Here is a 15,289-nt window from a genome sequence, read left to right on the forward strand (position 1 = left end):
ACTGGGTTGACTTATACGACAGTCTTAAAGAGAAAAAGTAAGTCTCATTATTTTGTTCGCGAAACTTATCCGCGAACACATTTTTCTTTGTTTTACCCTCTATTCCTCCTTAACCGAGCAGTATTGAGATTTGTCCTTTGTCCAATAGCTAGTAACTCTTGACTAATGACTAATACTTCGGCTTTGCTCAGTACAAGTGACCAATGACCAATGACCAATGACTATTTAGTCGAGTGAGACGATGACAACTGTAATGTTATCGTGCCCTCCGTGGTCTTTGGCAGCCTCAACTAGAGAGATGGCGGCTTTATCAAGCCAAGGAGTGTCTTGGAGGCAGCTAGCAATCTTCTGTTCGACAAGTTCTTCTGTAAGACCATCACTACATAACAGCAAGCGATCGCCAGCTTTTACATCCAGTGGTTGTACATCAATTTGATGCAAGTCTTCACGCCCCAAACAGCGCGATAATACATGACGAAACGGATGTAATCGTGCTTCATCTAAGGTGATGTCACCGATTTTGATTGCCCGTGCTACCCAAGTGTGGTCTTCTGTTACTTGTTCTAAGTGCGACTCCCGGAAGCGATACAGCCGCGAATCGCCAACATGAGCGCACCAGGGGGTCTCTGGGGCGCGAAAAATTACCGCTACAACCGTTGTACCCATGTCGGCGCGTTCGGGATGATGTTGCTGATCGTGCAAAATCGCTTCATTAGCACCCCACAAAGCTTGCTCTAGCAATTCTTGGGAAGATTTAGGAGATTGCCAATTTGCTACTAAATACGCCTGAATTTCTCCAGTGGCAATGCGACTTGCTTCCTCACCTCCGGCATGACCACCCATGCCATCGGCAACAACAAAAAACCGCCCCTCTGGGTCGATATAGTAAGCATCCTGATTATTAGAACGAATAAGTCCCGGATCGCTAAAACCCGTGAAATTAAGTTTCATAAATTATTTTTGCAACCAACAATTAATACATACGATCGTAACGGTCAAGTCGTAAAAGTAGTCTGATCAGGATCACTGAAAGCACTGCTGCAATTAAACCAGGCGCCAGTGCCCACCATACATAATTGGTAACGACTAAGATCGTAGCTGAAAGCGTGAAACCACTGATTAACAGAGCATAGCTTATTGAGAGCTGAATACTGCTCTGCCGGCGCAATAGGCGTTCAGTTTCGATAGACCGAACACGCAAGCGCATGTCTCCGCGTTCTAGCTTCTCTAGGGTATCCTCTAACCTACGTGGTAGACCAAACGCGGTACTACTTACCTGAGCTGCTTGACGACTTAATTCGTTAATAAAGCTATTCCCCTCAGAACCATTCATATCGGTCATAAGCTGCATTGCATACGGTTTGGCAACTTCCATAAAGTTAAACTCTGGATCTAAGCCTTTGCCTACCCCTTCTAAGGTAGAAAAGGCTCGCATCACAAAAGTGAAGGTTGCTGGAAATCTAAATGGCTGATTATAAGCTATTTCGTAAAGGTCGTCACTAATTGCTGCCACCGATTGGTTTTCAAAAGGCTTATCCATGAAATGATCCAGCATGTACTGGACGGAACGCCGGACTGGGCCCATGTCATCGGTTGGGGCGATCGCGCCTAAATCGATCAGAGATTGAACAACGCGTTCGCCATCTTTTTGGGCAATGCCAAACAGTGTTTGCATTAGTCCTTCACGGACGTTTGACTTAATCCGCCCCATCATGCCGAAATCGTAGAATATCAGAGCACCAGTTGCACTAATGGCAATATTGCCTGGATGAGGATCGGCGTGGAAAAAGCCACTGTTGAGTAATTGTAGTAAGTAGGCTTGAGCGCCTTGACGAGCGATCGCCTTTCGATCCAAACCTGCTGCTTCTAAAGCTTCGTATTGGCTAATTTTAATTCCAGGGAGATATTCTAAAGTCAACACTCTGGACGTGGCGTAACGCCAGTATACTTTTGGGACGTTCACCCAATCGTAGCCGCGAAAGTTCCGGCGAAAAGTATCAGCATTACGACCTTCGTTGAGATAATCAATTTCTTCCCAAAGAATGCGACAACACTCTTCATAAATACCTAACCAATCTCGCCCGCGTCCCCATTTGGGATGGTTTTGAAAATAGCGGGTAATTCCCTTAAGAATTTGTAAATCTATTTCAAATAACTTCTTTAGTCCAGGACGTTGCACCTTGACGACAACCGATTCTCCACTATGCAGCACGGCTTTGTGTACTTGCCCCAAGCTAGCAGCAGCCAAAGGAATCGGTTCAAAATTATGGAATAGTTCAGGAATTTTCTTGCCTAGTTCTTTCTCAATGGTCGCTTCTACTTGCTCATAGCTAAATGCCGGTACTTTGTCTTGTAATTTGGCTAGTTCTTCTACATATTCACCAGGGAATATATCAGCACGGGTAGAAAACAATTGCCCTACTTTGATAAAGGTTGGCCCTAAATCCAGCAGGGTATTGCGAATCCAAACTGCTTGGGTTTTGCGTCTTGCAGCTTGCTTTGCCTCAGTCACGCCACCCGGATAACTCCAAGATTTGTTGTATAGCCAAAGTTTGAATAATAAGGTCAAGACAAAAGACCAAATGTCCACAAAACGCCGTCTGCTAGAGTATTTTTCCCGATTCCAACGGTATGCTTTATCTGAATAACCTTGTTCCATATACTTTGTTTACCGTTGGTTTGCAACCGAATCCCTTGAAAGAAAAGACACTCTGATTCCTAAACTGTTTTTTTTTAAGTGTCCTTTGTCCTTTGTCCTTTGTCATTTGTCATTTGTACATAATAATTTTTGACCAATACAACTCTTGGAGAGGCTGCGCCAACGGCAAAGCTTAGTACAAGTGACTAATGACCAATGACCAATGACTAATGACCAATGACTAAAATTTATGCAGAAGTTCTGCGATAATGTTGCAATTCTGTTCGTAACAGGGCAATTTCTGCTCGTAATTCATCAATATCTGCTTGCAAGTCACCTGATTCAGAACTGGCTTGCCCACCACCTGTACTAGCTTGACCACCATTAGCAGCTTCTGCTGCCCGATTTGCCCGCTCTAGAACTTCGTCTGTAAACTGACGCAACTGCTCTCTAGCTTCCGCATCAAATTTGCCCAGATCGCTCAAAGCATCGGTCAAGGCGACCTCTAAACGATCATTAACTACTTCAGCTACTGCTCTGCCTACGAAAAAGGCTTGTACGAGGGGGTTACTCATAAATTTTTGTTACGTTGATCCGCAAGAGAATTATAACTTGCCTGTATGCTTTACGGCTTCTGCTGGGGAGTTAGAGATTTATGTGACGCGATGTGCGACTTCAGCCCTGGCGAATATGAAGATACTGTTGGTCGATTTACTTTCTTGTTAAACCCCCCATCCCTAAAATCCTGGTTTTGCGTTGCTTTCCCGCCCTGCAATAAATTGCGGGCTAATAGCTAAAGTGCGTTTCAACGCACTGAAATTAAGATGGATTGGGGGCTGATGGGTTAGACCCCCTATCAATTCGCCAACAGTCTCATAGAATTGGCGGAGTTTGCGGGCACACAAACGAGAGCTACACCGGTCTGGAATAACATACAGCAGATTTCAAGTTGGTGAGGTACAAAAATACCCCACCTGCGCTGTCGCGCACCCTCCCCAATCCCTTGGGGAGGGTTGGGGAGGGATGTACTTCATTTACTTGCAAAGTGCTGTATATCGTGACGTTCCAGCAACTCTCGATAGTATTGCTCTGGTGTACTGGGTAAATAGGTTGTCATTTGCAAGGCTTGCTCTTTCAATTTGAAACTTTGAGTAATATTAATCCGGCTAAGGAAATTTAGGTCATGGGAAATTACCCAAATAGCTCCTTGATAGTCATTGATACCTACTATTATTTGTTCAACAGTTTCAATATCCAGGTTATTAGTTGGCTCATCGAGAATCAGCAGATCGATTTCTGAGATACTGATCATAGCGATCGCTAATCTTGCCAACTCACCCCCACTCAGTACAGAGGCGCTTTTGTGAACGTCATCATATTTAAACAGAAAGTGTCCTAGTTGTTGACGCAAAAGCTGATAGCTGAGATTAGGATTGGCAGCTTGCATATTTTCCAAAAGTGTGTATTGGCGATTTACCAATTCGTAGGTTTGATCGAGATATACAGCTTTCATCGCTGGTGCTAGTAAAACCTCACCTGAGTCAAAAATCGCTGTTTGGTTTTCCATTCCCAAAATTGCTTTTACCAGACTCGATTTACCAGAACCATTTGCGCCGATAATGGCTATGCGATCGCCAGATGATACATGCAGTTGAATATTTTGAATCAATAGACGTTCTGATATCCTAAGATTTGCACCCTGGATATTAATGAGATTTCGGCGCTTTTGATTTTTTTCTTCTAGCTGAATACTAGTTACTTTCGTAGTTTTGACCTTCGTCTGTGCAACCTTTTGATTAGCTTTTGCTACTGCTGCTTCATGTTTCTTTTTCGCAGTTCCGGTAGACGCCTCAGCTTTGGTTTTAATTAGCCCTGCTGCCATTCTATCAATACTGCCATTAAGAAACTTGGCGCGACCGTTGCGGCTAGATTGGGCTGCGCGTTGCTGTTCTTGCATGGCTGTGGCTTGGGTACGTTTGAGTTCCTTTCTGGCGGCTTCGTGCGATCGTAATGCTACCTCTAACTCTATTTCTTTCTGTTCTCGATACTCAGAAAAATTACCTCCATATACTTTCAAACCAACAGGTGTAAGTTCCCAAGTTACAGATGTTACTTGGTCTAAGAAAAAAGGTTTGTGTGAGACAATTACATACGCACCATTAAAATTCAAAAGAAACTGTTTTAAGCTTTCTAACGCTTGCAAATCCATGTGGTTAGTTGGCTCATCCAGCAATAACAAGTTGGGCTGTTGAGATAAACCAATCGCCAGAAATAGTTTTGTGAGTTCTCCACCACTCAAGTTAGCAATTGGCAAAGATAAGTCAAGTGTTGTGTGGAATTGAGTTTGTAAAATATCCTCAATATTCCACCAATCGTCAGAGATGGAAATCAAAAAATTTAGTACTGTATGTGCTGTGATTTCTTGCCTAATAGTGCTGATTTGTGGCAAATAGTAAACAATACTATTACAGCAAACGGAACCTGCATTTGGGGTAATTTGACCTGCAAGTATCTTGAGTAGGGTTGATTTTCCTACACCATTGCGACCTACTAAAGCGATGCGATCGCCTGCTTCGACACTCACCTGAACTTTTTGAAACAAAGTTTTATCCAAGCTGAGTTCGTAGGCTAAATTCTCAGCTAATAATATTGATTTTTTCGGCATTATTCTCAAACCTCAATTCGCAAACTTCCACCCGCGTGTTCACAACAATTACGGGTAGATTAGACACAAAAAAAACTTAGCCGCAGACACTTGCCAAGCGGTTCAATGTAGATACGAGTGATGACAATATTTTTAGTACATGACTATGTGAAGTAACCCTGTCAAACTAGTTGCGTTTATTCTTTGTTGACATTTGTTGCTTTGGCGCAACAGGTCTTTGGTACTACTTCATTTGTGCTATCTCGTTGGAGTTGTGATCAGGTTTGATATTGACTACAGTGTAGCATGAAGGTATTTCGGAAGGCTAGCGATCGCTTTTTTTTCTCTGTGCCCTCTGCGTCTCTGTGGTTAATAAAAATTTTTCACCGCAGAGGCGCAGAGAACGCAGAGGTTCAGGAGGAATTTTGATAAAGATGCCCTGCACCTATAACTAAGCGATCGCTAACTACAATACTGCTAAAATAAATTAATAACTACTTGATGCCCTATCCATTCTATGACCATAGCTCAAGAATTAGAATCTCAACAAGGCATCTGCCAAGATGTTATATTTCCTCCTGGTGATTTATTTAGTGATGAACCTCCCTTGGAAACCGAACTACATCTACGGCAAATAATCCTACTTTTAACATGTCTGGAATGGTTGTGGCGAGATAGAAATGATTTCTATGCGGCGGGAAATCTGACTATCTATTACAGTCCACGCCAACGCAAATCAGAATACTTCCGAGGACCAGACTTTTTTGTAGTACTGGGAACTGAACGTAAAACCCGTAAAAGTTGGGTAGTCTGGGAAGAAGATGGCAAATATCCAAATGTAATTCTGGAAATTTTGTCTGACTCAACAGCGAATACTGACAAAAATTTAAAGAAAACAATTTATCAAGATACCTTCCGTACACCCGATTATTTTTGGTTCGACCCTTACACACAAGAATTTGCGGGATTTCATTTAGTAGATGGAGAATATCAACCTCTACAAGCAAGTGAACTTGGACATTTGTGGAGTCATCAGCTAGGGTTATATCTGGGAATTCATGAAGGTCTATTGCGGTTTTTTACACGAGATGGGCAACTAGTACCAACACCTGAAGAAACGGCAGAACAAGCAGAACAAAAGGCAGAACAAGCAGAACAAAAGGCAGAACAAGCAGAACAAAAGGCAGAACAAGCAGAACAAAAAACAGAACGTTTGGCAGCAAAACTGCGCGAGTTAAATATCGATCCAGATATAATTTAGATTACTGCGATCGCAGTATATAGTATGAATGTGAAAATTTAATTCTCATCAGATAATTGATTATTTTATGTTTTACAAAGTAAACATTATTATCGAAAAAGATGAAGATGGCTATTATGCTTATTCTCCAGAACTTCCAGGCTGTCAAAGTCAAGGTGATTCTTTGGAAGAAGTAAGCTCAAATATCAAAGAAGCTGTTGAAGTTTACGTAGAAACTCTATCAGAGTCAGAGAAACAGGAACTTTTAAAGAAGGAAATCCTGACTATGACTTTGGAGGTTCAGGTTGCCTAAACTACCGCGACTAAATGCCAAGGAAGCGGAAAAACTATTATTGGATGCTGGCTTTATCCAGATTAGAAGTAAAGGCAGTCACAAAGTCTATCGCCTAGAAAATATCAGGGTTGTCAAAATAATTCGTAATTGATAATTCGTAATTCGTAATTATTACCCCACACCTAAAGGTGGGGGCTTGAATAATGAATAAATTTCTTTTTTTCATTAATAAATTAAGGGGCTTGTACCCTTAATGAATTAATTATTAATTACGAATTACGAATTACGAATTATTCGGTCATTCCTTTTCATTCGGGAAAAGTATTACACCCAAAGATAGTTCAACAGGTTATACAAGCTATCAAACCTGATGAAAATGATCCGCCTGATAATGAAACCTGAATTTATAATCTATTGCTCAACACTCCACAAATACATGAGCGATCGCTTCACTATTTCATTTAGGATAGTGTTGTGCTAAAAACTCTTCAGCTTCAGTCCTATCTTTAATCACTCCATCTAAGGTAGCAGCAACTACATCATCTAATATTTGCCGATACTGTGGCCCTGGTTTGTAACCAAGTTTCTTTAAATCATTGCCATTCAATAGTGGCTGCACATTAGCCAAAACAGTTAAATATTCCCAAATCTGATGTCTAAGCGATCGCGGACTTTGCAAAGCGATTAAAATCAGCATTGGTAAATCGTACTGTCGCAACAACTGCACTACTTGACTGGGACTTTGACACTTAGGCAAAGATTCCATCACCTCAGTTTGGGCAGAAGCCAAGTTTTGCAAGCGTTTAATGCTATCCTCTTGCAGTTGCAAATTCTTTGCCACTTTCGCCCGATATTGTGGTGCTAAATGCGTGATTAACGCTTCTAAGCGCATTTCCCAATGGATGAGAGTTTGTTCAGCATCAAATCGCCGCAAGCAGCGTTCTAGCAAACGTAATTGTCGCAGGAGTTCTGCGTCTAGCTTCAGGGTAGGATGGATACATTGCAATGCTCCTAAATTATCGAGTAACTGCAAAGCCGATTTCCAATAAGGGGCTTCTAGGATGTGCTTTAATTCTGTTTTCAGACGAGTTTGCAGGGCTGGAGTTTTGCTATTCTCTTGAGCAGTGCGATCGTAAACACCACTGTTGATGGCATAACGGATAAACTCTTCAGTTTGCGGTTCTATCTGAAATCCGAAGCGCACAGCAAAGCGCACGCCACGATAAATCCGGGTGGGGTCTTCGATAAAGCTGTTGGGGTGTAAAACCCGAATTTGCCTAGCTTGTAAATCTAGTAATCCACCAAAGAAATCGAGTAATTCGCCAGCACGAGGAGTAGTGAGGCGCAAGGCGATCGCATTGATGCTAAAATCTCGACGATACAAGTCTTGACGAATGGAGCTCGCTTCAACTTCTGGATTTGCTGCTGGATAAGGATAAAATTCTGTTCTAGCGGTGGCAATATCTACCCAAAGAGAATCTAATTCTGGGTCTTTGTGCCACAACAAAGCCGCAGTTTGAAAAGCCCCGTGGATTTCCAAACGAGCCGCAGGGTAAAGTTGTTGGAGTGCTTTTGCTAGTTCTACACCAGCACCAACATCTGCTGATTTGTGAAAGCCATCAACCACAAGATCAATATCTTTAATCATCAAAGTGCCTGATGCTGCTTCAGCTAACAGTAAATCCCGCACCGCACCCCCGACAAGATAAAGATGCCAACCCCGTTTTTCTGCCTCTTGCGATGCTATAGTAAGTAATTGCCACAGTTGCGGAGCAAGGCGATTTTGCAACTCAGTGCTGAGAGGAATTTTGAATTTTGTTAACGCAGCGTTAGCGTCATTTTGAATTTTGAATTTTTGTCCTTCTTCGTCTTCATCCCTTTCTTGATGTAATTCCCGCAAGACATCAGTACGAGTGACCAGACCAACTAACTGCTCATTCTCCAATACTGGTAAGCGTCCGATATCATAAGTCACCATCAGCGCTTCAATTTGTGGCAGTGTCGTATCTGGTGTAATCGTTTTAAGATTTGTGGTCATGTAGCCTTTAACTGGCGCATGACTAAATCCGTGGTGCAGAGCAACATCAAGATCCCGGCGCGAAATAATACCTACTAGTTGCCCTTGGGCATCGACTACAGATAAACCAGAGTGTCCATAACGTAATAAAATGCGCTGGGCTTCGGCAATTGTGGTTTCAGGTAGAATAGTGCGAACAGGAGAAGACATCAAGTCTCTAGCGGTGAGGGGATGGGGAATTTGTGCTTTTACCCCGTCAAGGAGTTGTTTTAATATTGCCTCTGAATCAACTCCTCTTAGGTTTAGCGATGCGGCTTGTGAATGACCGCCGCCACCTAGAAGTTGGAATAATACGTTAAGATTCGTTTTGGGAATTTGCGATCGCCCAATTACAGTTAACCGTGAATCCTCTTCACCTAAAGGATACTCATTAGCCAACAGTAGGGCATCAATTTCGGTTAATTCTACGAGTTCCGATGCCAAACTCGATAACCCAGGCACAAAATTTTTAGTTCTTAGAGTTACCCAAGCAACCGTATATCCGCGTAGACAAAGATATTCTAAATTTTCCAGCGATTCAGTTAATAACTGCTGCAATTGCACAGACAAACCAGGGTCACGGTAGGTGGAAATTACTGATAAACTCGCACCTTGTTGCATCAACCAAGCCAAAGCTAGCGCATCCCGTGGTGTGGACTGGTCATAAGTCAAAGAGCCAGTGTCAACGTGGATACCCAAAGCCATCACAGTTGCTTCGGCAGGAGTTAGGGAAATTTCCTGTTGTTGCAATTGCTCAACGATTAAAGTTGTGGTTGCTCCTACTGAAGAAATATATGATTCGGTAGCCGGAATATCTGATTCTTGTCCTAAGTGATGGTCATAAATTATAATCTCTCTAATATGGGGTAAATCTAACCACTGGGCAGCTTTACCCAAGCGATCGCGCTGTTGCGTATCCACCACAGTCAAAGAACGAATTTTTTCTGGATTCACCGAACGGCGTTCAATCAACGGATATTCATCCCGATGCAATGCTAAAAAATCCCTTACAGGAGGGTGAGAACCGCCACTCAGCACAATCTTACTTCCCGGCAGTAGGCGGGTTAACCCTACCGCAGCCCCTAGTGCGTCAAAATCTGCTGTTGTGTGGCAAAGAATTAAATCCATAGTTAAGAGTCATTAGTCATTGGTCATTAGTCATTGGTGCTTAGACAAAGGACAAATGACAAAAATGTTGCAATTTCTGCTAGCTTAAAAATAATAAGAAAGTGTCAGTGTCGCCCTTTAGGATATTCTATCCTTAGTATTTCGCTGTATTGGGAGAAGCAAAAATGACCATAATATTCCAATTCGCTTTGATAAGCCTAGTTCTATTGTCTTTTGTCCTGGTTGTTGGCGTCCCCGTAGCTTACGCCACTCCCCAAAATTGGGTTGAATCTAAAAGGTTACTCTGGGTTGGTTCCGCCGTCTGGATTGGTTTGGTATTTTTAGTTGGTTTGTTAAACTTTTTTGTCGTGTAGGCGACGGCTTTACTCTGGCGCAGGCACATAATATAAGAACTAGAGGAGCAGAAAAGCCAAGGTCAAAGACCAAAGGAGAAAAGGAGAAATTTTTTCCGATTTCCTTTTTTTTAACCGTGCTTTCCTGCTCCTCTACATTTAACAAGTCGCGGAAGTCCCCACCCTCAGCTAACGCCTAGTGGGGATAGGGAGCGGGCGACGACAATTGCATACCTGACCAATATCAACCGCAAGGTTGATGAGGGAATGGTATGCATGAGGAGTCGCCAAATATTTCCGAAAATCTCTTATCGCTAAGTGTATATTGTGATAGAATTAGCTAATCAAGGAGGTGAGGCTTGAGTGCGAAACATCGCCGTACAAGTCCGTTTATACCCAACTAAACAGCAACAAACGCTACTAGCTCAGGCATTTGGTTGTGCTCGTTGGTGGTGGAATTATGCGTTGAATAAATCTATTGAGATTTACAAGGAAACTGGTTTTGGACTTGGACGTTCAGCACTCAACGCATTACTTCCCGATCTCAAAAAAGCAGAAGATACTTGTTGGTTGGCTGATTGTTATAGCCAAGTTTTGCAAGCTACAACACTCAATCTAACTACAGCGTATAAGAACTTTTTTGAGAAACGTGCTGGATTTCCTAAGTTCAAATCTAAGCATGGTAAACAGTCAATTCAGTATCCTCAAAACGTCAAAATTGTAGATGGGAATATAAAACTCCCTGGCAACGTAGGGATGATAAAAGCCAAAATACATAGACCTATTGAGGGTAAGATAAAGACTGTCACTGTTAGCAAAACTCCATCAGGTAAATACTTTGCATCTATCTTGACCGAAGTGGAAGGGGATAATCTCACCACAACATCAGGAAAGGTAAAAGGCATTGATTTAGGTCTGAAGCATTTTGCTGTTGTTACAGACGGTGAAAAAGTTTCTAAATACGACAACCCTAAACATATCGCCAAGCATGAGAAAAACCTGAAACGGAAACAGAAGAAATTATCACGTAAACAAAAAGGGAGTAATTCACGCTACAAATATAGAAAAGTTGTTGCCAAGGTGTACGAACGAGTTAGCAATTCGCGGCAAGATTTTCTACATAAACTTAGTTATAAGTTAGTCAGCGATAGCCAAGCTGTCATAGTAGAAAACCTTCATCTTCTAGGCATGGTGACGCTCGAAGACTCGCTAACGCTACGCTATCGTAATCACAATTTGGCAAAAGCAATATCTGATTGTGGATGGGGAACATTCACCAACTTTTTAGCCTATAAACTAGAACGTATTGGTGCAAAGTTGGTGGAAATAGATAGATGGTTCCCTAGTTCCAAGCTCTGTTCTAATTGTTTTTATCAAGTGAGTGAGATGCCGTTGGATGTGCGTGAATGGACTTGTCCTCACTGCGGTACTCATCATGACCGCGATGAAAATGCAGCTATCAATATTAGAGCAGAGGGTATCAGAATGCTTGCCCTGAGCGCAGTCGAAGGGCTAAAGGCGGATGGTTCAGCCGTCTCTGCTGTAGGAGGGGAGGTAAGACCAAAGATGGGGCGAAAGTCTCATTTGAGGCACTCGCCTATGAGTACAGAAGCCCAACCTTCAGGCGAAGCCAAGGTTGGGTAGTTCACATAAGAAATGTATATTGGCCAGAACTATAGTTGATTAAGAGGCAGTCATGGCAGTTTTCGAGGGAACTTTTACCCAAACGGAGCCTTTGCGGTTTGCAGTGGTGATTGGTCGATTCAATGACCTAGTTACCGGAAAGCTGCTAGAGGGATGTCAAGATTGCTTGAAACGCCACGGTGTAGATCCTAACCCCCAAGGTAATCAGGTGGACTATGTTTGGGTTCCGGGAAGTTTTGAGGTACCTTTAGTAGCTCGCCAACTAGCACTTTCCCATCGTTATGATGCAGTAATTTGTCTAGGTGCAGTTATTCGAGGGCAAACACCCCATTTTGATTATGTATCCGCCGAAGTTTCTAAAGGTATTGCCGCCGCTAGCTTTCAAACTGGAGTGCCAGTAATTTTTGGCATTTTGACAGTAGACACTATGCAGCAAGCCTTAGAACGAGCAGGCATCAAAGGTAATCATGGCTGGGATTATGCCCTGAATGCCCTAGAAATGGCAAGCCTTATGCGGCAACTGCGTTCTAACCTGGCAGAGCCATATTCTCGTAATAGCCAGGCTTTGCCAGCCTCTTTTCAAAGTGCCAGCATCGGCAATTTAACTGCGGAGTCAGAAGAACTCGGCTAGAGCGTCATTAGTCATTTGTCCTTTGTTATTCACTAATGACTAATGACCAATGACTAATGACCAAATAACTAAATTAAGGGGTTGACAATTAGGAATAAATCTGAGATACTAATATATGGTTAGAGATTGCGGGTATAGCTCAGTGGTAGAGCGTCACCTTGCCAAGGTGAATGTCGCGCGTTCGAATCGCGTTACCCGCTTCCAACTAAAACCTCTTGGAGTTAAAAACTCCAAGAGGTTTAGTGTTTTTAGGGTGCATTAAATCAGTGAACAGTGAACAGTTAATCATTGGAAGTAGTCGGAGATTTGATCCCGACTGAAGCACGCCACTTATATTTGTGGGGGACTCTGACTCCCAACGGACAAATTAACTGATAACTGATAATTGATAACTGTTGAAGTCTTCGGCGATTCGCACTACACTCTTGTGAATCACTCCCAATGTGGACAAATTGAGCAAACAAATCGTTTACTGTCTCAATTTGAATATCGCCCACAAAAAGAAGCGTTACCCACTTGCTAAGAAATATAAAACCCAGCTTTAGACTGGTGTAGATATAGATTAGCTTGGCTACAATCTTTGTGTGTCATCACAATAAATGCCCAAAAACGCAACCACATTATCTTTAAAGCGACAAATGAAGAGAAGGAAACTTTTACATAAGATTGCCAGCTATGGGGAAAGATTACAAACAGAGAACCTCGTACTGATATGGCAATTAGGATATTTAGAGTCTGCTGCATCTACTGTTTGCAATGATGGCGATGTTTGAATCGCCTGTTTATTTTCATAGAAAGAGAAGCCTCTAAGGCATTTACCAAGGGATCATATTTTCGCAGTTCGTGTAAAACACGCTCAAGTTACTAGAACGCTTGTGCAATCTCAAAAACCCGAAAAAATAGACTTCAATACCGAATATCCCTGTCCCTGTCGTCGCCGGGGTCAGTTAATTCCGATTACGCTGACAGAAGCATTTGGTTGCGATCGCTGTCAGCAAATCTTTGTAGTAGAAGATAATGGTCATGTCCTAGAACAGCTTTCTACCACCTATCCCTACAAGCGGGCTTGGCGTTGGATGGGAAATAGTTGGCATGTTGTTCATCCGCGCTTGGGAGAAAGCTATCTGCCTATAGCACTTGGCATTATTTTCGTGCTAGTGATTATATGGCTGCCATTAGCACTGCGATTGGCAAATAGTTCCAGCATTGTTGCTTGGGCAATGGTGGCGGTGCTATTGGCTATTCTGCCAGCACTAATGGTCTGGCTTACCTACAGACGTTAACTCAATGACTGTTGAAGTTTTGGATGATTACCCCGAACCGATTACTAGTGCCCAACGCGCCTATCATGCTTCCCTAAAGTTGGGGATCACAAAGGGAGCAGACCGGAGTCGTGCAGTACTGGCGATGGGACAAGCCCTTGAGCGCTCATTTGACGACATTCTAGAAGCCAATACCTTGGATTTAGAAGCCAGTCGCGAAATGGCAGTGCCTGAGTTGATATTGGACTGGTTGAAGCTGACTCCCACAAGGCTAGAGATGACCGTGGACATTTTGCAACGGTTGGGGGAATTATCAGATCCGCTGCGGCGCGTCAGAACGGCTGATTATCAACTGGAAGATTCCCAAAGTTACACCCAGTTAATGCCCTTGGGAGTGATTGGATTTATTTATGAGGCGTTTCCAGATTTAGGAGCGATCGCAGCGGGTTTCTGTATCAAAACTGGCAATAGTATAATTCTCAAAGGCAGTACTGAAGCTAGCCATTCCAACGCGGTCATCGCTGAGGTACTGCAAAGTGCGATCGCCCAAGTTGGACTACCTCCGGGCTGTATAGAACTGATTACAGCAGAACATGGTGCTTCGGTTCGGGATTTAGTCACCCAAGACCAGTACGTGAATCTAGTGATTCCCTACGGACGTTCTAGTTTGGTACAGCAGGTAGTACGACAGTCAACTTGCCCAGTCTTAAAGTCAGCAATGGGTAACTGTTATCTCTACTGGTCGCTAAATTCCAGTTTAGAAATGGTGCGCTTAATGATTCTTAATAGCCATCAGAGCGAACCAGACCAAGTTAATGCCATTGAAAAGGTGCTAATTCATCGGCAAGCCTTGCCATCGTCAATAGCTGTTCTGTGGAACAGCTTGATGGAAAAAGGCTTTGAAATTAAAGGGGATGCAGAACTAGTAAAAGCCTTTCCCCAGTTGCAGCTGGTGAAGGAAGGCGAATGGGGAAACCCTTATTTAACTAAGACAGTAGCTTTTAAATTGGTGGATAGCTTAGAAGCTGCGATCGCCTGGATTAATGAATACAGCAGTGGTCATGCTGACTCCATCGTTACTGAATCCTATCAGGAAAGTCGGCAGTTTGCTTTAGGAGTTAACAGTGCTTCTACCTACATCAACACTTCCCCGCGTTTTTCCCGTAACCCTTCGCGGGGAGATTCAGTGTTTCTTGGCATGTCTAACCAAAAAGGTCATCGCCGGGGATTTATCAGCCTAGAAACCTTGACCACCGTTAAGCACATTGTTCAGGGAAATGGCAGATTTTAAATAACGCTCTTTTATTACTCTCATGAGAGTATAATTAATTACTAACAGTTTAACTTAGCAAGGGTATTTAATTGGGTTCAAGAACGGCTACCTCCACGATCACCGTGGTAGATCAGTACTGCGATGCC

Annotated in this window: 13 protein-coding genes and 1 tRNA gene; 9 read left to right on the forward strand and 5 right to left on the reverse strand. The window is 42.9% G+C overall.

From position 1 onward, the window contains the following. Positions 1–225 precede the first annotated feature (225 nt). The 4 genes from LC653_RS40165 to abc-f form a co-directional block, all read right to left on the reverse strand. The gene (locus LC653_RS40165) at positions 226–951 is read right to left on the reverse strand and encodes a PP2C family protein-serine/threonine phosphatase (RefSeq protein WP_229500901.1); all 726 of its coding nucleotides are present in this window, start codon (positions 949–951) and stop codon (positions 226–228) included. A 22-nt stretch (positions 952–973) separates the two neighbouring features. Then, positions 974–2,659: an ABC1 kinase family protein gene (locus LC653_RS40170; protein ID WP_229500902.1), complete on the reverse strand. Its 1,686-nt coding sequence runs from the start codon at positions 2,657–2,659 to the stop codon at positions 974–976. Positions 2,660–2,886: 227 nt separating this feature from the next. Next, entirely contained in the window at positions 2,887–3,213 is a 327-nt protein-coding gene (locus LC653_RS40175) for a DUF6825 family protein (RefSeq protein ID WP_229500903.1), read from the reverse strand. Positions 3,214–3,668: 455 nt separating this feature from the next. Beyond that, positions 3,669–5,303: a ribosomal protection-like ABC-F family protein gene (gene abc-f / locus LC653_RS40180; RefSeq protein ID WP_229500904.1), complete on the reverse strand. Its 1,635-nt coding sequence runs from the start codon at positions 5,301–5,303 to the stop codon at positions 3,669–3,671. 496 nt (positions 5,304–5,799) lie between these two features. On the opposite strand from abc-f, the gene LC653_RS40185 reads away from it, so the two are divergent. From LC653_RS40185 to LC653_RS40195, 3 genes are all read left to right on the forward strand, one after another. Then, positions 5,800–6,543 carry a Uma2 family endonuclease gene (locus tag LC653_RS40185; RefSeq protein ID WP_229500905.1) on the forward strand — a complete coding sequence of 248 codons (744 nt, stop codon included), beginning with the start codon at positions 5,800–5,802 and terminating at the stop codon, positions 6,541–6,543. Positions 6,544–6,610: 67 nt separating this feature from the next. Beyond that, a complete protein-coding gene (locus tag LC653_RS40190; protein WP_229500906.1) occupies positions 6,611–6,835 on the forward strand; it encodes a type II toxin-antitoxin system HicB family antitoxin in 225 nt (74 codons plus the stop codon). Then, entirely contained in the window at positions 6,828–6,968 is a 141-nt protein-coding gene (locus LC653_RS40195; RefSeq protein WP_229500907.1) for a type II toxin-antitoxin system HicA family toxin, read from the forward strand. The genes LC653_RS40190 and LC653_RS40195 overlap by 8 nt, the downstream gene beginning before the upstream one ends. Positions 6,969–7,274: 306 nt before the next feature. On the opposite strand, the gene LC653_RS40200 is transcribed toward LC653_RS40195, so the two are convergent. Beyond that, on the reverse strand, positions 7,275–10,001 hold the full coding sequence (locus LC653_RS40200) for a CBS domain-containing protein (RefSeq protein ID WP_229500908.1): 2,727 nt from the start codon (positions 9,999–10,001) through the stop codon (positions 7,275–7,277). A gap of 164 nt (positions 10,002–10,165) precedes the next feature. Here LC653_RS40200 and psbZ point away from each other — a divergent pair, with 164 nt between their 5' ends. The 6 genes from psbZ (at position 10,166) to LC653_RS40230 (ending at position 15,161) form a co-directional block, all read left to right on the forward strand. Further along, on the forward strand, positions 10,166–10,354 hold the full coding sequence (psbZ, locus tag LC653_RS40205; protein ID WP_229500909.1) for a photosystem II reaction center protein PsbZ: 189 nt from the start codon (positions 10,166–10,168) through the stop codon (positions 10,352–10,354). Between the two features lie 342 nt (positions 10,355–10,696). Next, on the forward strand, positions 10,697–11,977 hold the full coding sequence (locus LC653_RS40210) for an RNA-guided endonuclease InsQ/TnpB family protein (protein WP_229500910.1): 1,281 nt from the start codon (positions 10,697–10,699) through the stop codon (positions 11,975–11,977). A 52-nt stretch (positions 11,978–12,029) separates the two neighbouring features. After that, positions 12,030–12,608 (forward strand): 6,7-dimethyl-8-ribityllumazine synthase, encoded by a 579-nt coding sequence (gene ribH / locus LC653_RS40215; protein ID WP_012407094.1) that lies wholly within the window; start codon positions 12,030–12,032, stop codon positions 12,606–12,608. A gap of 128 nt (positions 12,609–12,736) precedes the next feature. Next, a tRNA-Gly gene (locus tag LC653_RS40220) sits at positions 12,737–12,808 on the forward strand. A gap of 675 nt (positions 12,809–13,483) precedes the next feature. Then, positions 13,484–13,891, forward strand: coding sequence for a hypothetical protein (locus LC653_RS40225; protein ID WP_100901502.1), 408 nt, complete (start codon positions 13,484–13,486; stop codon positions 13,889–13,891). A gap of 4 nt (positions 13,892–13,895) precedes the next feature. Beyond that, positions 13,896–15,161, forward strand: coding sequence for a glutamate-5-semialdehyde dehydrogenase (locus LC653_RS40230; RefSeq protein ID WP_229500911.1), 1,266 nt, complete (start codon positions 13,896–13,898; stop codon positions 15,159–15,161). Positions 15,162–15,289: the final 128 nt, after the last annotated feature.

This window comes from Nostoc mirabile CHAB5784 (assembly GCF_020829645.1).
Lineage (GTDB): Bacteria > Cyanobacteriota > Cyanobacteriia > Cyanobacteriales > Nostocaceae > Nostoc > Nostoc mirabile.